A 19,423-nucleotide genomic window follows, 5' to 3' on the forward strand; every position below is an offset into this window, starting at 1 on the left:
ATTAAGTATGTACACAACTTTTAGTTGTTAAGCACATGTTGTCCCCAAAGTTTCAGTTCCACCAGGTTGCGTTTTCTGAACTGCCAGTTAATAGCCAATAAACTGAACTAAGAGGTGCAAAACCTCCACTGATATTGCTACTGAAATTAGCTACTGGAAGTTGATTCAGGATCTGGGATGATAGCAAGCCCTCCAGGAGAGAACTCGAGATTCACTTGGGTTGAACAGTAAGCTAAAAAAGAAGAAATGAGGAAATCCTCATTCTTTTTCGAATTCTTACTTCACTGTAATGTATCCAGAAACTGTTTTAGTAGCGCTTCCATTTGAATTTTTAACTGTCAAGCTAATAGTATATTTTCCAGATTTACTGTATGTATGTCCTGGGTTCTTAGAGGTTGAATACGTTCCATCTCCAAAACTCCACTTCCATGAAGTTGGGCTGTTGGTACTTTTATCAGTGAATTGGACTTTCAAAGGCCTTTTTCCTGAAGTTGGAGATGCAGTGAAAGAAGCTGCAGGAGCTTTTACAGGAGCTGCAACGTTTATATAACTAGATTTAGTTACAGTATTACTTCCTGCAGCATTCTTTACTGTTAAGCTCACAGTGTATTTTCCTGCTTTAGTATACTTGTGAGTTGGATTCTTGACTGTTGAAGTGCTTTTGTCACCAAAGTTCCAATTATAAGAGTATACATCTGTGCTTTTGTCAGTAAACTTCACAGTCAAAGGATATTTTCCAGAGGTGGGAGACGCAGTAAAAGCAGCAACTGGAAGGTAACTGATAGTACCCATATAAATATCCGGCTTTCCATTTCGATAATCTGTCCATACGATTTTGTTACCATAGACAGCTGGATTAACCTGATCTGATTTAACAGTAGCATGCGTTTGTTGATGGGTTTTAAGGTCGTATGCATATATGTCCCAGTTCCCGTTGCGATTATCCTGCCATACTATATTATTACCATAAATCGCAGGATTAGATGCTGTTCCATGATTGGTTATCTGAGTTTCCTTCTTAGTGGAAAGATCATACATATAAATATCCCAGTTTCCATTGCGATTATCATCCCAAACTACCTTATTGCCATATATATCGACATTGTGTGCTGTTCCGCTTTCTGTAAACCAAATATCCCTAGAAGTAGAAAGATCATACACACAGGCATCATAGCCGAAATTATTATCATTATAACAAATGTAAGCGATTTTTTTATTATAGATCGCAGGTTCCCAAAATCCCATTCCAAATAAATCGCTCTGATGAGTTTTGAGATCATATGTGGCTATTTTTGAATCTAGTACATCTGGCATAACATAATCCCATGCTATCAAATTTCCATAAATAGCAGGCTCTCCGACATCAAACGGAGGATTAGAATGTAATAGAGTCTTTTTTTGAGTAGAGAGATCATATACGTAAACATCAGTGCCATTGCTAATATACACGAGTTTATTACCATAGACAACAGGTTCAGTCTGTTTTAGATTGCCTGTAATATGAGTTTCTTTTTTCGTTGAAAGATCATATGCATAAATAGCGGAATTTCCATTGCTTGTGTCCTCCCAAACTATTTTATTTCCATAAATGTCAGGATTGGCTGCTGTTCCATGTGTGGTAATTCGAGTTTCAGTAATAGATGCTAAAGCTGTGGATGAAAGAACAATTAATAACAAAACCAGAAGTGTAGATGATAAAACTGCTGAACGCAATTTTTTGTTAGTTTTCATTGCTCTACTCCTTAATCTTTTATCTATTATATAAAAAGTATTAATATTTTTAACGTAATTACATTCTTAATCTTTTCTATTTGACTCTTATTTTTTATAAAAATTATATAATTAAATAATTTAATTATAAAGTGTATAGAATAAATACAAAAAAAGACGATTAGTGAAATGTTGTTGACATATTTCAATAAATGTGCAAAGATTTTGCTTACTACATTCATTAATTTTGAGTGGAAGTTTATTCAGATAACTATTGTAATAATATTCTAAAGTTTCAAATGAACATTAAAGTCCATTATTAACTCTTTACTCAATCCAGAAATAGAAAAATTTTCAACAGATTCCAAACGTGCAGAAATATTTAATTCATATATACCCACCATCATTCGTCTGCCTTCTAACGAAAGTAGGCTTTGAACCTTCAATAGATAAAGAAAAAACAAAAAAATAAAATAAGCCTCGGGCGGGATTTGAACCCGCGACCTCGTCCTTACCAAGGACGCGCTATACCCCTAAGCCACCAAGGCACTGATGCTCAAAGAGCATCTCCAAAATATCACAGCAGAGATATAAAGCTTTCGACTGGAAGCAGAAATAGGTGCGATTTTCCTATAACTGCTGGAAAATTTACGAGTTTATTTTAAATAAATTGGAAAAATTTGCTTCAAAAAAGCTATATTATTCCAATTTCATCGCTTAATTTGTCTTTCCCGAAACCTCTTTTATAAATTCCAGCGCTCATCAATCGGGAAACGCTCGTTAATCCACATGAGGATGTGGTTGTTATGGACTATCTTATAGGAACGTGAAAGGACAGGTATGCCATTGAAGGTTGGTTCCCCTTCAAGAATTTCAAGTTCGCCCATGTCGCGTCTGGTTTCAAGGTTATGGCTGCGCAGAATCCGGCCAATCGGGATGTCAGCCCGCATGAGTTGTTCCCGCATGGTATCAGGCATGCGCTCCAGGGGGGATAGAGACCTTGCGTGCACAAAGGTCGTGCCTCCTGCAGAGAGCCGGACTACTCTATCGTTTACTTTACTGCCTTCTTCCACATCCAGAAGAGAAGCAATCGTTTTGTCAGCCTTAACGGTGTACTGAGACTCGGTTGTTACACTTACCGGCTTTCGGGTCATTATTTCCAGCAGAAAGGTCACTGAGCCGTCGGTTCCGCAGCAGACTCGCAGGCAGGTGGGAATCTCAAAGCTCTTCAGTTTTTCCAGAAAATCGCCACTCAAAAAAATACCTCAAGGTGGGGGTGTTAGGTAGAAAAAGTTTCAAAATAAGATTAAGTCGTCAGGAGTTTTACTCCCCACTGACTTCTTTCTTAGCATTTTTTACTCGTTCTTTTGCTGTGTATCCGGTAGCCTTATACAGGAAATCCCGGAAGGCTTTATTGGTCTGCATGACAGTTTGGTCATCAGTCACAGTTTTGTCAGAAACCGTGTCTACAGAAAGCATTTTATTCTCAATCCAGACTTTTATATTTGACATAGCTCCATAGGAGGTCTCAAGGGTTCCTTCGTTTCTAGAGATTTCTCCGGGGAAACATTCCGTCATTACAGAGTAAATCCTGTCAATATCAGGCTTAAAACCGCGCTTCAATTTATACTGCTGCATTGCTATCCTCTTATAAGAGATATTCATCTCAGATAAAGTTTGCTAGAATCGGTTTGCTTAGAACCTTTCCCTTGTATTTTTCCTCACTTTCCATAATTTTAATTATATATTAGTATACTTCTTTACATTTAGCACATTATTACATCCAGTAATCCAGCATATCGTTACATTCAGTTATCCAGTACATTGTTACATCCATTTTATTTCATAATACCAAATGCATTATATCAAGTAAGGGAAAGGATACGGTTTTCCATATGATATCTCTAACTATTCAGTTCTGATCATATTTAACATTGGCCATTAATTTAACATGAAGTTGAGTAATTTCACAAATCAGTCCAGAATAAGCCCCTGAACATGGATTCTTCTATTTTTCTTTATCACGTCCTTTTTTATCTATATATGTTCTGCTTTATCTAAGTTTATGTATAATTTTGCAGTTTTATGTTTATTTTGCTTTCAATAATTCAGATTAGAATATAGAACTTTAACTGATCTTCTTGAGTTATATAGTATAATTTTGTTTTAGCATAGCTTTACAAATTAAATATTCTACTCAAAATAGATAATATTCGCAAGAATCAATCATAAATATGATTATATCTATCATAAGTTGATACGAAAAAGATATGACTAATTGCCTGATATATCTGAAGATTCAATTTGATTTACCTTATCCTTTACATTAACAATGCGCAAACAAAAAACTTGTCCACTTGACTAAACCTGCTTCTTTTGGTTGAAGCTAACTTAAACTGACAGAGGCTACAAGTAGAAAAAACAAGAAGGAAAAATAAATAAGAAGGAAAAACAAGAAGGAAAAATAAGAAGGAAAAATAAGAAGGTGACCCCAGGATGCATAAGACACTTAATCTGGAAGAGTTAATTACCTCAAAGCAACTTGAAAAGGAAAAAGAGACAGAACGCGGGGATCTAAAAATTGAAGAACTGTACGACCTAATAATTCCCCCAGGTACGGTTGTATCTATTATTTACGATATTGTTGAAGAGTTCGGGCTTGAACCTGTTACCAGGAAGATATTCGTAGGCGTAGCAAACAGTGAAGAAAGAGAACTCCTGGTTCTCCGTGGCCCTCTGGAGAAAGTTCAGGCTGCTGAAAAATTCCTCTACGAAGAAATGGAAGCCTGGATAAAAAATCAGTAACTAATTAAACGCCCTCAATCGACTAGATTTTACAAATAATCCAGCAAGTTTTCTCAATCCGGTTAAGTCTCTTCTGGTCAGTACTTGAAGAAAAATAAAATTCCGGATTGAAAAAAACAATGAAAATTATTCTTTTTTTGACGAAAATATAAAATGTAAAAATTTTAAAGGTATAAACTTTAAAGGTATAAACTTTAAAGAGAAATGACATCAAAAAGGGAATAAAAGATGTAAAGGCGTTAAAAAGGAAAGAAATTAAAAGGAAAGAAATTAAAAGGAAAGAAATTAAAAGGAAAGAAATTAAAAGGAAAGAAATTAAAAGGAAAGAAGGGTCGGAAGGTTCCGATTATTCAGAACAGATACCTGTAATGCTTTCCTTTGATAAATCAAATACCGTAACTCTATCTGTTTTATCATACATATCGAGTTTTGAGCCAGCCTCGATTTTTCCGATAATAGCCGCTGTAAGTCCGGCTTCTTCAAAAACCTTTCTGCATTCTTCGGCCTTTTCCGGATCTGCAGTAAACACATAACCTGTTCCGGGATGCACTTTTAGCCACTGTTCAAAATCCACATTGTCAGGTCTCGGGACTTTTTCGAGGTCTACGGCTGCACCAACTCCGCTTGTTTCACAGAGCATGCCAAGCGTCCCTATAAGTCCTGGGTTGCTGATGTCTTTTCCTGCTGTAGCAAGTTTTCTTTTCGCAATTTCCTGGGTCACAAGATAGCTTTTCCTGATTACTGCAGGGTCTTTAAAAGAAGTCGTATCCCAGCTATAAGAAGAGTTTGGCCCTATTTTTCCGTCCATATCGTAAGCTGCAATGACCAGGTCTCCAGGCCGGGCAGTATCGCTCCGGATTACGCAGTCTTTCTTCACTATCCCGATAATAGCGACGGAAATAGAGTTATAATCGGTATCAGGATGGACGTGCCCACCTACAACCGGAACTCCGAATTTCCTGACTCCTTCAGCCAGTCCTTCCATCAGTTCCTTACAGGCTTTCTCGGAATTTGAAGACGCAATATCTACCATAGCAAGAGGCTTTCCCCCCATTGCTGCGATGTCGTTTATATTAACAACTACAGCCCCATAGCCTGCCCACCAGGGACTTGCATCCAGTATCCTTCCCCAGATCCCATCTGCTGCAAAGAGGATAACATCATCTCCTCCTATATCTATAACTGCTGCATCGTCTCCAAAATCAACAATCGCGTTCTTGTACTCCGGACGAACGGCTTCGAAAACTGAAACGATGTCCTCAATCTGTTTTTTTCGGGTAACCCCTTCGAAGTTCTTTATCCCTTCTGCAAGTTTTTCTAGGTTCAATGTCAGGCTTCCTTTTGTTTTTAAAATTTATACAAATATTTCAATTATAGATACGAATATTAACAGTACAAGTGTAAGTGGTAGTAGTATAATACGGATATTAACAGTACAAGTGCGAGTAATCAGTAGTATAAATACGAGTACTTCAATAGTATAAACACGAATATTTCAGCAGTGTGAATACGAGTTAATCAATAACACAAATATGAAAGCATGTAATCAATACTACAAATATGAAAGCATGTAATCAATACTACAAATATGAAAGCATGTAATAATACAGATAATATTACCAATAAGCTATTCATGTAAGTAATATAGATAACATACCAGTAAGCTATGAATGAAAATAATATAGATAACATTACCAGTATGCTATCAATAAACTTAAACAGATTACGAAATTTCTCTTATGAAAGAATCTTGAGATATTTCCGTGAGTACCTATTCTTTTATCCTTTATCTTTTTTATTCTTTGTTTCATAGAGAAGAAGCGACAGCTTTTTATTAAGTAATTCAATCTTATTAAGGCCCTAATATAAGTATGGACATATAAAAATTCCATACTATTAAAAAAAGGAGTGAAAAAAATGGTAGCAAAAGTTAATGCCGAAGTTTGTACAGGCTGTGGATCCTGTGTAGATGAATGCCCAGCAGCCGCAATTTCTCTCAGTGACGATGATATTGCAGTTGTGGATGAAAGTGAATGCCTGGACTGCGGTGCATGCGAAGATGCCTGCCCGAACAATGCAATCACAATCGAGTAATTATTATAAATGCAATATTAAGTGTGTTTTTTAAAATAAATCTGAGAAGTGGAGTACTCTTACTCCGACTTTTCAGGTTTTGGTCGAGAATTTTTTTCAGGCTTTTAAGCCAGAACTCTTATTTGAACTCTTAATTAAAGCATTAATTAAAGCATTAATTAAAGCATTAATTAAAGCATTAATTAAAAATTTTTAATTTAAGAACTAAAAATTACTGATGTTATTGAAGAAGTAATTGATAGTTCTGGAATTCCTGCTCTTTTCAAGCTTTCTCCTTCCCATTTTCCTTAAGGACTTTTCTTGCTCTTTCGACGTCCTCTTTTGTCTGGATTTTTATGAGCTTTCTGCGTTCTTCGCTCATCTGCGACATGTCCTGAGAAAGGAGACCATAAGCATCAGCTCTACACTGCCTGCAGTGGCGCATCTGCAGGACGTAAGGTTCACACGTCTGTTGAACAGCTTTTCTTTCTTCTGCTGTAGGAGGCTCAATGTTTGCAAAAGCTCCCTGATTAATAAGGGGCATGATATTCATTATATATACCCCGAGTTCGTTGAGTTTTCTGGCAATCTCAACTACATGTTTATCATTAATACCCGGGATAAGAACGGTATTTACCTTGACAACAATACCTGCATCAACAGCAGCTTTAACACCCTCAAGCTGGTTCTTTACCTGGATTCTTGAACCTTCGATTCCCCTGTAGACCTTTCCGTGATAAACTATATGGTCCACGATTTTTGCCTGAATTTCTGGGTCTATCGCATTTATTGTTACTGTTAACGTAGAAACTCCTACACGCAGAATGTCCTCCAGCTTTTCGGGAAGCAGGAGACCGTTTGTACTCATACAGAGAGTGAGTTCAGGAAACTCATTTTTTATTAGTTCAAAAGTCTCAAAAGTCTCTTTATTAGCCAGAGGGTCACCCGGACCTGCAATTCCGACAACCTTGATAAAAGGATATTCTGTCAAAACCTGCCTTGTCTTCTCAAGAGCTTCCTGTGGAGTAAGAACCTTACTCGTAACCCCTGGGCGGCTCTCGTTTACGCAGTCAAATTCCCGGACGCAGAAATTACACTGGATGTTACATGAAGGAGCCACAGCCAGGTGAATTCTCCCGTACTTATGCTGGGCTTTCCTATCGTAGCAGGGGTGTTCGGCAATTTTTCTCAGGAGCCCTTCTTCAAATTCAGGGCTGTTTATATCATTTATAGGATTGTCTTCTGGCAAATATGTTCTCCTCCGTTCAGAGTTTAGAAGTACAGCAGAACCTCAGTGCAGGGGGATTTCAGGATGTCTAACCAATCTATTGATACACCCCTTGATATATATTGTGAATTTATCTGGAATCCGGAGAATTTATAGAAGCTCCTCCGAGTTCCTACAATTTTAAATTTGAATAGTATTAAAATCTCTTTAATTATATAAAAGTTCAGCGCGATATAGTAAGCTTTAAATGAATTTATTTATGTTCGGTATATTATCTCTTAAAAATCCTGAATAAAATGAAATTAATTATTAAATGTTGTCAGACAAACATTGTCAAACACTAAATGTTGTCAGACAAACATTGTCAAACTTGATTATTCCGAAAAATTATCCATTTCGCACCATTTTCCTTCCCCTTCCCAGACCTTTACCTGTAGCGGAAAACCAAATCTTTCGAGGAGTCGGGAGTGAATGTGCTGGCATAGGTGCTCGGAACTTGGAAATTCGAGGATTTCATTTAACAGAGTATGATCATATTCTTCAAGGGTTTCTTTAATTCCCTTTTTCAGGTCATAAAAATCGATAACCATTCCACTTTCCCTGACCTCCCCTTCTACAAGGACCTCAATTTTATATGTATGACCGTGTACTCTTCCGCATTTTCCGTGTCCAGGAAGGTAATGGGCACTATCAATATAGTCAATGACTCCCAATCTCATTTTTGTCATCTGGTATACTCCGTTTTCAATAAATGTTTTTTTCAATAATTTATTCATATTTCAATGTGTTTTTGTTCGCTCTAGTTCCGATTATAAACAACCCCACATCCTGTGGGTCTGAGGGATAACTCGTGTGTCTATAATCTCAAGCAGGCTTTTCTGAAGTTGCATAATATTCTGTACGGATGCCTGTATAGATCCAGAAGGTCTCAGATTCGTTACGTCACGTCCAATAGGGGTTTCAGGCTGAAGTATCACACAGGATACGTAGGGAACTATAGCTTCTACAGCTGAAGTTACAACTTCTAATTCCGTACTGTTATCTACAACAATCTTGCAAAAGCAATCTCTTGAATGGTTTTTTCTCAGAAGCCTGAAGCACTCTACTGTATTTTCCATATGGGTTTCCCGGGCTTCAGACCCTATATCCCGGAGTGATGCCGGAAGTTTGAAATCTCCGGACACATAAGTAACCTTTTCAGTAAGCTTTCTGGCCTGCTCAGGCAAAGTCATATTGGATTCAAGATAAAGTGGCAAGGCCAGATTCAACGTTTCTATGAAATCTGCATGCATGAGAGGTTCTCCCCCTGTCAGGGAGACTGAATGTAGCTTATTGAAAGGATGCAGCATAACTTCCAGCTGGCCGACACTTACAGGGTTTTTGATCTTCTCAAAACTTCCACTCCCTTCCACCTGCTCATAATCACAGGTTCCGGGGTTTGCAAAGTCAGTATCACAGTAATTGCAATTGAGATTGCAGCCGGAAAAGCGGACAAAAGCCTGCCTTACTCCAACATATGGGCCCTCACCCTGCACAGAACAGAAGACCTCCCTTATAGGAGCAGAAATAAAGTCAGAAGTCGTCATTATATAATCCCCAGAGGCCTGGACTTTCTCAGATCCTTTTCTATATCCTCAAATTCACGGACATAGGCTTTTCCTACTGCCTGCATAAAGTTTGCAACCTGTTTGTCTTCTCCGATCCCTGCATCTTTCAGATTTCCGTACACATTGTGAGATACATTAATACCGAAGTGGATTTTTTGTGAAACCGCAGAGGTACTGGCAATAGAGACTGTCAGTTTCTTACCATTCAGGAAAAGGTCATCTCCTTCCCGGGTTGTGTGCACTCCGAAATCTGAAAGGTACTCTCTTACAAGAGCTGTGAAAAAACGTTGCCGTGCATATATAAGTTTCAGGTCTGTAGAGTCAAAATGTTCGATAATGAAACTTACCATATCTTCAGACCAGATCGATTCATTTGCCCTTCGGTCTTCCAGGTCGATCATGTGTTCAATTTTTACGTCGCAGGCCCCTCTGAAAACTACAACCGAATCTTCCTGAACTCCAAAACTATTGTAGGCCCAGAGAGAAGAAATCTGGCTCCCATCATAATCAAATTTCTCAGGTAAAACAATGCATTTCATAGAACTATCTCTGCAAGTTTTTCTGCAAGTTTTTCTGCAGGCTTCTTCTTAATTCTTTCTTAATGTACTTTGTTGGCTGACATCTGTCTAATATTACTGATTATTACTGATTATTACTGATTACTACTGATTACTACTGATTATTACTAATTCCAGGTGTTTCTTTTCGGCTCAAATTCCAAGTCTCTCCAGAAGAGGATCTTTTACACCTGTATTTTTAAACGCACGTGCCCTGCGCACGCAGCTTTCGCATTCCCCGCAGGGGATATCTCCTCCATGATAGCAGCTCCAGCTATACTCAAGCGGAGCTTTTGCTTCCAGAGCTCTTCTGACGATTTCGGTTTTTCCAAGTTCAATTAGAGGAGCGAATATCTTTACCCCGTTCTGGGTGGAGTAGGAAAAAGCCCTGTCCATTGCCTGTACGTATGCAAGGGAATTGTCAGGGAAAGTGCCTGCCTCTTCTCCGTTAAAGCCCACTACGATGTAATCACATTTCCTGCTTTCGGCAAAGCTCCCTGAGATATTGAGCATTACTCCGTTTCTGTTAGGTACCCAGACAGCTTTTGCTGAAGCGTCTGTAATTTCTGAAGGAGCCGTTTCACCAATGTCCTCAAACGATAAAGCTGGGACTTCAACATCCCTGTTAACGAGAGAAGTAGATGTTATTTCTGAAAGCCAGTCCAGTTTTATAACCCTGTGCTCAATTTCGAAGTATTCACATACCTTTCGTGAGTACTCAATTTCTCTCTCTCTGGCTCTCTGCCCATAATCAAAGGTAATAGCCATCTCAATGCCAAAATCTTCCGCTGCGATTGCGAGCGCCGCAACTGAATCAAGCCCGCTGCTCAGGAGGGTTATAGCTTTCATTTTCACTCACTAATTAACTTTATTTTAACTCAAGAGTCTAAATATCTGATTAAACCACTTTTTAAACTCAACAGGAAATTTAACTAATTATTTTAGACTTAACAGGAAATTTAACTAATTATTTTAAACTCAATAGGAACTAAAATCATCTTTTAAACTTAAGAGGCAATTTCTTGAACTTGTAATTGCAAAATTATCCAGGTTCATTGAATCAGGAGTATAAAGACGTATTCTTCCAGGACTCTCTAGATACTCTTCAGGGATTATTTCAATAATACCAGCAACTCGTATTTAAAAGTAGCTGTCCTCTTAATGAGATTTAGGGCTCAACCTATGGATTTGTACTGATTTAGACTCATTCCGTGCTAGTGTGAAGGTGTTCTGAGTGCAGGTGTAAAAGCAGTTTCCGTTAAAGTTTAATCTTAAGTTCTCTCAACTTCGATAAAGAATCTTATTATAAATCCTATTTTAAAATTTAAACCCTTGAATAAGACTCTAAAAACCTGTTTTACCAAATTATTTTTAGCAAACAGCACTATATATTGAATAAGGAAAGTTAATCGAAGAGGTGGGAATACTTGATTGGAATTATTTCGGACTCACACGATAACATAAACGCTATCCAGAAAGCGGTAGAGTTGTTCAATGGAAAAAATGTAAAAGCCGTGCTGCACGCTGGAGATCTCGTTTCTCCGTTTACTGCTAGAGCCTTTAGGGAACTGGAGTCAAAATTTTATTTTGTGTTCGGAAATAACGATGGCGATAAAGTAACACTTACTAAGCGGTTTGAAGAAATTGGAGCTACTTCCTGCGGGGATTTTGGAGATCTGACAATTGACGGACTGCATATTGCCCTTCTCCATGGGACAAATGAGACTCTTGTCAAAGCGCTTGCCAAATCAGGTGAGTTTGATGTGGTAGTCCGAGGTCATACCCATGAACCAGGTGTCAAAATCATTGAAGGAGTTCCTGTAATAAATCCAGGAGAAGCCTCAGGCGTGCTTTCAGAAAAGTCAACGGTTGCCATTCTTGAGATCTCAAACCTTAACATTGAAATAATGCAGCTTGAACTTGACTAATTTTGTTCCTTTCTTATTTTTTAGCATAATGAGTTTTATTGATATTATTTGGCATTTTTTGGCGTTCTTTAGTATTTTTCAGGCAAATTAAACCCGATTCTCTGGAAATAATATCGGAAATTATATTAGCTTCCTTGACTTTTCCATTTCAACAAGCTTTGAAGCAGCTTCTCATTAAAAATTCTAAGCTCATAAAGATTGTATCTAAAAATTAGATCTCTCATTTAAGGTTGTAATAGCCATGGAAGCAGCAGTAAAGGAACCTACAGACTCTTTACCAGGCAAGGTAAATGAAATAAAAAAAACTTCCGGAAAAAAGAAAAGTATCCTCATTTTTGCCTGCTCTGGCCTTTCTAACACAGGAAAACTTACAATGCAGGCAGCATCAGCTCTTGCTTTCAGGAGACCTGACCTGTACAGGGCTGCAGCTGCTCATAAAGGAGTTGATGCAGTTGAAGATGCCTTATCAGACGGGTTTAAGATTCTTGTCCTGGACGGCTGCTCGGACCGCTGCGCCACAAAAAAGCTCGAAGAAAGTGGGTTGAAAGCCGACGTATATATGATGGTCACTGAACTCGGGATTGAAAAAACAATGCCTTCGGATGTGAAGCCAGAATATGTAGAGAAAATTGTCAGAGCTATAAAAGAAGCCTGACTCCAACCTCCCAACATTACTTTTAACTCCTTGTTTAGAGTATTAGTATCCTCGCCTTAGAATAGCTATAAGTTCATCAGCATGAGGCATTCTTTCTTTAATTTTTGCGCAGACCGAATTGATATCATAATCGAGGCGCAGGTACTCTACTTCTCCATTTTCGGTATCAAAAACTGCACAGCTTGCTCTGGGATCTCCGTTTCTAGGCTGTCCGACTGAACCCGGATTTATAATTGTCAGGTTTCCGAGCTTCCTGTTCATGGGGATATGAGAATGCCCGACAATAAGAAATCCTGTTTCCACAGGCTCTGCTGCTTCATTTATCATATTTTGGATTTCGTCATCCTGGGTTTCAGGTTTTATGTACTCGAACATCGAGCGCGGGCTTGCATGAGTCAGGTAGAGACTTTTCCCATCAATTTCTTCTTTTATAACGAGTGGTAATTTCTGAAGATATTCTATTTCGGGTCTGTTAAGGATTTTCCAGGTATATTCCCTGGTTGCAATTGAAAGATGCTTATATTTGTACCCGCACTGGCAGTCCACCTTGAAAGCAACTGCATTGTCGTGGTTTCCTCTTATTACAGGAATTCCTTTCATACGCATAAGGTCAACACATTTGTCTGGATCAGGCCCATAGTCAACAATATCTCCGAGACAGATAACTCTATCATGAGAAACTTTTAGAACAGTCTCTAAAGCTTCATAATTTGCATGGATGTCGGCAATCAGCAGAATTCTCATATTTTCCCTTTTTCCCTTAGATTTCCGTACTTGTTTCCTTTCTTCCATTGTTTGTTTTTTATTTCCCTTTGTTTTTATCTCCCTTTATTTTTTATTTCCCTTTGTTTTATCTCCCTTTATTTTTTATTTCCCTTTGTTTTTATCTCCCTTTATTTTTTATTTTTTCTATTTTTCTCTTTAGATTCTACGTTTTATCCCTCAAACATGTAGTCCGCGTATGCCTATTCCCATTATCAGTAAATTGGTTTCCATAGGTGGATGATTCCACCCATCAGGCGAAATCGTCCTTTTATCAATGGAAATTTCGACCTGATTTTCACTAAGGCCGCAGCCTCGCATGTAATCCGCAACAAGCTTTTTCCCAAGTGTGGTTGCAGTATCAAGGGCTTCCGGATATGTATCGAATTTCAGCCTGCTGCCAGGGGCAAAGACCAGGAAATACTTATCTGGAGACATGAGACTAGCTGGACGTATTAGAATTTCAACTCTTTTAATGCCTTTTCCCACAAGGGCTCCAACTGCATTTCCTACCTCAGCGTGCTCGGGAACGAGAATTTCCGCATCAATAATTTTCGTTAACTCTTCCCTATATGCCCGGACAGGTCCTCCAAGCAACACAACCGGAATGTCCAGTTTGAATTTGGCAGGATAGTTTCCATCCAGGATTTTTGCAATGGATGTGTATGGAACGCCTGCAAGAATATAAGACAACAGATGAAGTGCCATATTCCTTGCAACCCTCTTTTTTACGGCAGTGCAAAACTCTCCTGGGGTCATGCGCATAAGTCTTGCAAGCCTTTCTGCGCCTATCCTGGAAGCTTCGGCATTCCAGGCTGTATACTCTCCCAGTACATGCAAAGCATCAGTAGGGGTAAAGCCAATTGCCTGTACGAGGCGTTTTCTGGTAAGGGAATCTAATGTCTGAGGATAGACATCTTTTCGGATAAGTGCGTTGATTTCAGTTACCGAAACAGGCTCTTCCCCGATGACCTCCAGTACCTCGGCTTCAGCTCTGCTCAGTTCTCCGGTAGGGTAGCCGGATCTTACAAAAAACTTTGTTGGCTGAATGTTTTCTCCAAGATCTTCTCTGGCATGCATAGGCGTTCTTTTGAGGTTGTTCAAGAAATCAGGATACTTTACCGCAGCTACTGCCAGAGGAATGACTCGCCTGGGACCAAGGAAGAGTTCCCTGTTAACGGTCCAGATATGGCTGTCCCCACCTGTAGCCGTCGTCTCCATCCTTATTGCCCTGACACGGGTCTTCCAGCCTCCTACAACGGCTCCTTCGTCGCTCAGGTCGGGAACGCCCATACAGATTGAGGAGATGTCAGTGCTTGTGCCACCTACGTCCACAACTGCGCAGGTCTTGAGCCCTGAAAGGTAAGAAGCTCCTACAAGGCTTGCTGCAGGGCCTGAAAAGATAGTTTCAATGGGTTTTTTCAGGGCATCTTTTATTCCCACTACCGAACCATCGCATTTGAGCATAAGTAGCCGTGCGTTAATCCCACGCTTCGTGATATCTGAAATAATGGACTTCACAAACTGCCTTGTTATAGGGATGAGCTGGGCATTGAGAAAAGCCGTTACAGCCCTTTCGTAAGCTCCCAGTTCCTGGGAAAGCTCATGGCCGCAGACCGCAGGCAGCCCCGTAAGTTCAAGAATCAAGTCTCTGGCCTTGATTTCATGTTCAGGATTTCTTGTGCTAAAATAGGACGATATTGCAAAAGCTGAAACCTTATCCTTGACCCGCAGAGCAAACTTCTCGATAGCTTCAAGGTCAAGGGCAGCAACCTCTTCTCCATTGTGGTTATGCCCGCCTGCAGCAAAAAGTACATGTTCTGCCGGTAATTCTTTTTCGACCGGATGGTCTCCTATAAGGATAAGGGCTACAGGAAAACCTGTGCCTTCAAGAATTGTATTGGTTGAAAGGGTCGTTGAGACCGAAACCAGCTTTACGTTTTCGAGATATTCGGGATTGAGTCCATCAATCACGTTTTTGATGCCTTCAAGGGGGTCGGGATAGGTGGTAAGTGCTTTATTTGAATCTACAATTTTTCCATCCGAATCCCCTACAAGCGCCGCATCGGTATAAGTACCTCCGGCATCAATCCCAAGGCTATAATGCATGTTGAAAATTGCTCCTTTTTTCTTTTTTTGAAGTGGTTTTAACAAATGTTTTATAATTTTTACATTCGCTCGCCAGAATAAAAGAGTTTAGAAATTAAGAATTGATATAATAAAGCAGTGTAATCTTAGAACAATAATATTTGAAATTAATGAATATATATAGTTATTTCAGGATAATTTGAAATGACTAGAAATGACAACTTTCTGTAGAAATACAATATGATAGCTTTTTAACTAGATAACAAACAAAAAGGACCTTGGTAATATGACTTCTGCAAAATCTACCCAAAATGCTACTCCTCATCTTCCTGAGGACTATGATTCTCGGATTTCCGGAGTTCTCCCTTTTTACTCCTGCTTTCATCAGGAAACCATTAATTTCGTCAAATCCTTGCCATCCACCCCAAAAATCTGGCTAGATACCGGATGCGGAACAGGATCTCTGGTTAATAAGGCAATTGAAGAATTTCCGGCTACAAAGTTTCTTTTACTTGATCCCTCAGAAGGTATGCTAAATCAGGCAAGGAAAAAACTATCATCCTGCCCTGCTGACAGGCTGGAATTCCTGAAAGCTTCCTCTTCCCAGGAGTTTTCTCAAGAATTGGAAGAAAAGCCGGATGTTATAACTGCAATACAGTGTCATCATTATCTTACCCGCGAAGGCAGGATCAGGGCGACTGGTGTGTGTTATAATCTTCTAAAAGAAGGTGGGATTTATATCACATTTGAGAATATCAGGCCGCTAACCGAAGAAGGCATTACTTTAGGAAAACAATACTGGCACAATTTCCAGTTAGCTCACGGCAGGACTGAAGAAGAAATAAAGGAACATCTGGAGCGCTTTGATACCGAATATTTTCCAATAACTGTTGAAGAACACCTTGAGCTTTTAAGAGAAACAGGATTCAGAACCGTGGAACTATTCTGGTATTCTTACATGCAGGCTGGTTTTTACTGCATCAAATAAGTTAGTTGTCATTATCCTTATTTTGTTTCTTATTTTTTGATTACACGATTTAAAATCACATCAATAAGCTGACAAATTCAATCTTACTTATAGACAAAATAATTTTTTTATTAATGAAATGATATTAATATTGATTCTACATCTGTTTTTGTGATGAAAAATAGAATAAACAGAATATTCATTTCAAATATATTTTGGCGGTAAATTATATGGAAGATTTAATAATTTATTTACTAATTGGTGCTGCAGCAGGTATTTTAAGCGGACTATTTGGAATTGGTGGTGGAGTTATAATTATTCCTGCACTAGTTGTTTTACAGGGATTTTCTCAAATAAAAGCCCAAGGAACTTCTCTAGTTGCACTGCTTCCGCCTGTTGGCATACTTGCATTTCTTGAGTATTATAAAAGAGGACACACCGATTTATATGCGGGTATAATTATTTGTATTGCTATGGTTATTGGTGCTAAGTTCGGAGCACAATTTGCAAATATGCTCCCGGTAGATGTACTAAGAAAGGCTTTTGGTATATTTGTTATTTTAATAGGAATAAAGACCTTTTTGGGAAAATAATAATTCTACCCCTAAGGATGTAAATGTTACTCAGTTATTCAAAATCAGTCTATTGGCTGTAATTTCAACGTAAATCTAAAAAATAAGCTAAAAAGTCTGAGTGAAAATCCTAAGTCTGAATAAAGGATTAAAATAGAATTATACTCTCAATACATATCAGAAAATCTAAAATATAATTACAGAGAATCAGTGTCTCTGAAATATGCGCTTGAAATTTATCGGTATCTCTAAAATATGAGTTTGAAACTCGTCAGGGTCTCTGAAACATGCTCTTGATATTCGTAGGAGTCTCTAAAGCTTTTCAGTTACACAAACTCCTTAAAAAAATGAAATTAATACGAAGAATATTTTTTCTTCGTAGTTCGTGTATCTCTTGTGTAACCTGTGCTGTTCGTACTTCGAGAATCGCTGTGAGAGTCATTCCGTGAGTCATTTCGAGAGTAACTCCGAGAATCACTCCGAGAATCGCTTCGAGCGCCATTGCGAGTGCCGCCGCGAGATTCACCAGCACTCTTTGAACTTCGGCCCTTTGATTTCTGGGCAAGCTCTATAAAGGGTTTTCGACCTCTCTTTTTGTCTTTGAAGATTTCAAGTAGGGCTGAAGCCTGGGCAAAAGGTACAGTTACGAAGGAGAAGTGCGGGAAAATTTCTGCATCCTTTACTTTCAGGTCGCTTTCTCCAGTTTCTTCCTGTATAAACTCGCACAGCTTCTCAGGGGTCATGCCGTCAGCTTTCCCCATTGCTATGAAAAGCCTGGTCTTACCTTTCCGATCGACATATGAACTTCCGGAGATCTCTGCATACATGCTTTCGTCGAACATTTCCTTAAAAGAGTACTTCAGGAGGGCGGCCAGAATCTTTTCGGCCGGGTACTCTTCAAGAAGCTTTTCACTCATCTCAAGGCAGTCGCCATAGTCTTCGGTTTTTATAGTCTCTTCGAGTTCGGTTTTTACTCTTGCCCTTTTGGCTTTTATTACATCTTTGATCTCGGGAATTCGGCCTTTTCTCATTTCGGACTTTGAAGTCTTTTTTATGTAGGTAAGCCGCCTGTACTCCGTAGATGTAACGAAAGTAATCGCAGTTCCCTGCTTTCCTGCTCGACCGGTTCTTCCTATCCTGTGTACGTAGGACTCAGGGTCCTGAGGCAGGGAATAGTTGATTACGTGGGTCAGGTCCATGATATCAATACCTCGGGCTGCAACGTCGGTTGCTACGAGAATATTTATTTTTTGTTTTCTGAACCTGTTCAGGATCTTTTCTCTTTCATTCTGGGAAAGGTCGCCGTGAAGGGCATCGGCTGCATATCCCCGGTCTCCAAGCTTCTGGGAAAGCTGAGCGGTATCGGTTTTTGTTCTGCAGAATACAAGCCCGTAGAATTCGTCTTCGATATCGATAATCCTGCACAAGGCTTCGAATTTGTCGCTTTCCTTGACTTCAAAATAAATCTGCTCGGTCAGGTTTACATCAAGATCTTCTTTCTCAATGGCAACATGCTCATAGTTCTTCATATACTTCTTGATGATGCCAAGGATTGGCTTTGGCATTGTAGCTGAAAAGAAAAGCATTCGCTTATCAGGCCCAGTTGCCTTTAGAATTTCCTTAATATCGTCAATAAAGCCCATATTGAGCATTTCATCGGCTTCGTCCAGCACAAAGTACATGATGTCCTCAAGGTTCAAGCTCTTCCGCTCAAGGTGATCGATGACCCTTCCTGGGGTTCCCACGACAATATCAACTCCACTTTTCAGCATTCTGAGTTGCTGGGTCATGGACTGTCCGCCATAAATCGGGACTATATGCAGCTTTTTGTCCCCTTTCAGGGAGTTGAGCTCTTCTGAGACCTGGATTGCCAGTTCTCGAGTAGGAGTCAGGACTATAGCCTGCACCCTTCCTGATTTCTCCGGAATTTTTTCTATAATGGGAGCTCCGAAAGCCGTTGTTTTCCCGGTTCCGGTCTGAGCCTGCCCTATGATATCACATTCTCCTTTCAAAAAAAGCGGGATAACCTTTTCCTGAATTGGGGTTGGTTCTTCAAACCCTTTCTTTTTAAGAGCTTTTAATGTACTGTCTGAAAGCCCTAATGCCTTAAATTTTGCTAATTTTTCCATGTACTCACTCTAATGTTAATATTTTTTACAGATCGCTCAATTTGCAGGTCTGCTGCTGACATACTCTGCCGCATACCCGGCAGTATCCTTTGCGGAAGAGGCCATTTATTGAAACCAGTACATGATACCAGCTAAAAACAGGTAAACACGCCGAATAAATGGTTGCTATTTCCCGGGAATGCGAGAAGGTGCCTAGGACCAGGGAAATTCACAACCGAGATACATAAAACTTATACAGCAAAAGTTCGATTTTCTTGGATAAGTTCCGGACGCTTTTTTGAGTTCTTCCCTGTGATACAGGCAGACGGAGTTATTAGATTAAATAATACCAGGTTAGATAAC

General features: G+C 39.3%; 18 protein-coding genes and 1 tRNA gene. 6 read left to right on the forward strand and 13 right to left on the reverse strand.

Translation table 11 applies throughout. From position 1 onward, the window contains the following. Positions 1–276: 276 nt before the first annotated feature. The 4 genes from MSBR3_RS14200 to MSBR3_RS14220 form a co-directional block, all read right to left on the reverse strand. A complete protein-coding gene (locus MSBR3_RS14200) occupies positions 277–1,731 on the reverse strand; it encodes a PKD domain-containing protein (protein ID WP_052723422.1) in 1,455 nt (484 codons plus the stop codon). A 455-nt stretch (positions 1,732–2,186) separates the two neighbouring features. Continuing rightward, a tRNA-Thr gene (locus tag MSBR3_RS14210) sits at positions 2,187–2,258 on the reverse strand. A gap of 195 nt (positions 2,259–2,453) precedes the next feature. Then, a complete protein-coding gene (locus MSBR3_RS14215; RefSeq protein WP_080942317.1) occupies positions 2,454–2,966 on the reverse strand; it encodes a chorismate--pyruvate lyase family protein in 513 nt (170 codons plus the stop codon). Positions 2,967–3,033: 67 nt separating this feature from the next. After that, a complete protein-coding gene (locus MSBR3_RS14220; RefSeq protein ID WP_048108875.1) occupies positions 3,034–3,348 on the reverse strand; it encodes a DUF5611 family protein in 315 nt (104 codons plus the stop codon). An 858-nt stretch (positions 3,349–4,206) separates the two neighbouring features. Between MSBR3_RS14220 and MSBR3_RS14225 the strand changes: the two genes are divergently transcribed. Then, positions 4,207–4,515 carry a hypothetical protein gene (locus tag MSBR3_RS14225; RefSeq protein WP_048108876.1) on the forward strand — a complete coding sequence of 103 codons (309 nt, stop codon included), beginning with the start codon at positions 4,207–4,209 and terminating at the stop codon, positions 4,513–4,515. A 346-nt stretch (positions 4,516–4,861) separates the two neighbouring features. Here MSBR3_RS14225 and MSBR3_RS14230 read toward each other — a convergent pair whose 3' ends face one another. Beyond that, complete coding sequence (locus MSBR3_RS14230; protein ID WP_048108877.1) at positions 4,862–5,842, reverse strand: methanogenesis marker 2 protein; 981 nt, start codon at positions 5,840–5,842, stop codon at positions 4,862–4,864. Positions 5,843–6,432: 590 nt separating this feature from the next. Between MSBR3_RS14230 and MSBR3_RS14235 the strand changes: the two genes are divergently transcribed. Next, the gene (locus tag MSBR3_RS14235) at positions 6,433–6,609 is read left to right on the forward strand and encodes a 4Fe-4S binding protein (RefSeq protein ID WP_048108878.1); all 177 of its coding nucleotides are present in this window, start codon (positions 6,433–6,435) and stop codon (positions 6,607–6,609) included. 262 nt (positions 6,610–6,871) lie between these two features. Here the strand turns inward: MSBR3_RS14235 and nifB are convergent, their stop codons facing one another. The 5 genes from nifB to queC all read right to left on the reverse strand — a co-directional run bounded on the left by nifB (position 6,872) and on the right by queC (position 10,829). Then, complete coding sequence (nifB, locus tag MSBR3_RS14240) at positions 6,872–7,837, reverse strand: nitrogenase cofactor biosynthesis protein NifB (RefSeq protein WP_048108879.1); 966 nt, start codon at positions 7,835–7,837, stop codon at positions 6,872–6,874. A 353-nt stretch (positions 7,838–8,190) separates the two neighbouring features. Then, entirely contained in the window at positions 8,191–8,544 is a 354-nt protein-coding gene (gene queD / locus MSBR3_RS14245) for a 6-carboxytetrahydropterin synthase QueD (protein WP_048110575.1), read from the reverse strand. A gap of 81 nt (positions 8,545–8,625) precedes the next feature. Further along, positions 8,626–9,402, reverse strand: a complete 777-nt coding sequence (locus tag MSBR3_RS14250; RefSeq protein ID WP_048108880.1) for a 7-carboxy-7-deazaguanine synthase QueE — start codon at positions 9,400–9,402, stop codon at positions 8,626–8,628. Continuing rightward, complete coding sequence (locus MSBR3_RS14255; protein ID WP_048108881.1) at positions 9,402–9,962, reverse strand: DUF366 family protein; 561 nt, start codon at positions 9,960–9,962, stop codon at positions 9,402–9,404. Before MSBR3_RS14255 ends, MSBR3_RS14250 begins: the two co-directional genes overlap by 1 nt. Before the next feature lie 171 nt (positions 9,963–10,133). Next, positions 10,134–10,829 (reverse strand): 7-cyano-7-deazaguanine synthase QueC, encoded by a 696-nt coding sequence (queC, locus tag MSBR3_RS14260; RefSeq protein WP_048108882.1) that lies wholly within the window; start codon positions 10,827–10,829, stop codon positions 10,134–10,136. A 578-nt stretch (positions 10,830–11,407) separates the two neighbouring features. On the opposite strand from queC, the gene MSBR3_RS14265 reads away from it, so the two are divergent. Then, positions 11,408–11,908 carry a metallophosphoesterase gene (locus MSBR3_RS14265; RefSeq protein WP_048108883.1) on the forward strand — a complete coding sequence of 167 codons (501 nt, stop codon included), beginning with the start codon at positions 11,408–11,410 and terminating at the stop codon, positions 11,906–11,908. Between the two features lie 241 nt (positions 11,909–12,149). Then, positions 12,150–12,563, forward strand: a complete 414-nt coding sequence (locus MSBR3_RS14270; protein ID WP_048108884.1) for a putative zinc-binding protein — start codon at positions 12,150–12,152, stop codon at positions 12,561–12,563. Between the two features lie 42 nt (positions 12,564–12,605). Here MSBR3_RS14270 and MSBR3_RS14275 read toward each other — a convergent pair whose 3' ends face one another. Both MSBR3_RS14275 and MSBR3_RS14280 read right to left on the reverse strand, forming a co-directional pair. Continuing rightward, positions 12,606–13,307 carry a metallophosphoesterase family protein gene (locus MSBR3_RS14275; RefSeq protein WP_048110576.1) on the reverse strand — a complete coding sequence of 234 codons (702 nt, stop codon included), beginning with the start codon at positions 13,305–13,307 and terminating at the stop codon, positions 12,606–12,608. 198 nt (positions 13,308–13,505) lie between these two features. Further along, on the reverse strand, positions 13,506–15,434 hold the full coding sequence (locus tag MSBR3_RS14280) for a hydantoinase/oxoprolinase family protein (RefSeq protein ID WP_048108885.1): 1,929 nt from the start codon (positions 15,432–15,434) through the stop codon (positions 13,506–13,508). Positions 15,435–15,699: 265 nt separating this feature from the next. Between MSBR3_RS14280 and MSBR3_RS14285 the strand changes: the two genes are divergently transcribed. Beyond that, entirely contained in the window at positions 15,700–16,401 is a 702-nt protein-coding gene (locus MSBR3_RS14285; RefSeq protein ID WP_048108886.1) for a class I SAM-dependent methyltransferase, read from the forward strand. A 209-nt stretch (positions 16,402–16,610) separates the two neighbouring features. Further along, complete coding sequence (locus tag MSBR3_RS14290) at positions 16,611–16,973, forward strand: sulfite exporter TauE/SafE family protein (protein WP_048108887.1); 363 nt, start codon at positions 16,611–16,613, stop codon at positions 16,971–16,973. Between the two features lie 332 nt (positions 16,974–17,305). Here MSBR3_RS14290 and MSBR3_RS14295 read toward each other — a convergent pair whose 3' ends face one another. Continuing rightward, positions 17,306–19,081 carry a DEAD/DEAH box helicase gene (locus MSBR3_RS14295; RefSeq protein WP_048108888.1) on the reverse strand — a complete coding sequence of 592 codons (1,776 nt, stop codon included), beginning with the start codon at positions 19,079–19,081 and terminating at the stop codon, positions 17,306–17,308. Positions 19,082–19,423 lie beyond the last annotated feature (342 nt).

It is taken from the genome of Methanosarcina barkeri 3 (assembly GCF_000970305.1).
GTDB lineage: Archaea > Halobacteriota > Methanosarcinia > Methanosarcinales > Methanosarcinaceae > Methanosarcina > Methanosarcina barkeri_A.

What these genes read in the sequence shown, in the direction of transcription:
- MSBR3_RS14200 (WP_052723422.1), bottom strand. Translation starts at nt 1,731, where the DNA reads ATGAAAACTAACAAAAAATTGCGTTCAGCAGTTTTATCATCTACACTT.
- MSBR3_RS14220 (WP_048108875.1), bottom strand. Translation starts at nt 3,348, where the DNA reads ATGCAGCAGTATAAATTGAAGCGCGGTTTTAAGCCTGATATTGACAGG.
- MSBR3_RS14225 (WP_048108876.1), top strand. Translation starts at nt 4,207, where the DNA reads ATGCATAAGACACTTAATCTGGAAGAGTTAATTACCTCAAAGCAACTT.
- MSBR3_RS14235 (WP_048108878.1), top strand. Translation starts at nt 6,433, where the DNA reads ATGGTAGCAAAAGTTAATGCCGAAGTTTGTACAGGCTGTGGATCCTGT.
- queD (WP_048110575.1), bottom strand. Translation starts at nt 8,544, where the DNA reads ATGACAAAAATGAGATTGGGAGTCATTGACTATATTGATAGTGCCCAT.
- MSBR3_RS14250 (WP_048108880.1), bottom strand. Translation starts at nt 9,402, where the DNA reads ATGACGACTTCTGACTTTATTTCTGCTCCTATAAGGGAGGTCTTCTGT.
- MSBR3_RS14255 (WP_048108881.1), bottom strand. Translation starts at nt 9,962, where the DNA reads ATGAAATGCATTGTTTTACCTGAGAAATTTGATTATGATGGGAGCCAG.
- queC (WP_048108882.1), bottom strand. Translation starts at nt 10,829, where the DNA reads ATGAAAGCTATAACCCTCCTGAGCAGCGGGCTTGATTCAGTTGCGGCG.
- MSBR3_RS14270 (WP_048108884.1), top strand. Translation starts at nt 12,150, where the DNA reads ATGGAAGCAGCAGTAAAGGAACCTACAGACTCTTTACCAGGCAAGGTA.
- MSBR3_RS14275 (WP_048110576.1), bottom strand. Translation starts at nt 13,307, where the DNA reads ATGAGAATTCTGCTGATTGCCGACATCCATGCAAATTATGAAGCTTTA.
- MSBR3_RS14280 (WP_048108885.1), bottom strand. Translation starts at nt 15,434, where the DNA reads ATGCATTATAGCCTTGGGATTGATGCCGGAGGTACTTATACCGATGCG.
- MSBR3_RS14285 (WP_048108886.1), top strand. Translation starts at nt 15,700, where the DNA reads ATGACTTCTGCAAAATCTACCCAAAATGCTACTCCTCATCTTCCTGAG.
- MSBR3_RS14290 (WP_048108887.1), top strand. Translation starts at nt 16,611, where the DNA reads ATGGAAGATTTAATAATTTATTTACTAATTGGTGCTGCAGCAGGTATT.
- MSBR3_RS14295 (WP_048108888.1), bottom strand. Translation starts at nt 19,081, where the DNA reads ATGGAAAAATTAGCAAAATTTAAGGCATTAGGGCTTTCAGACAGTACA.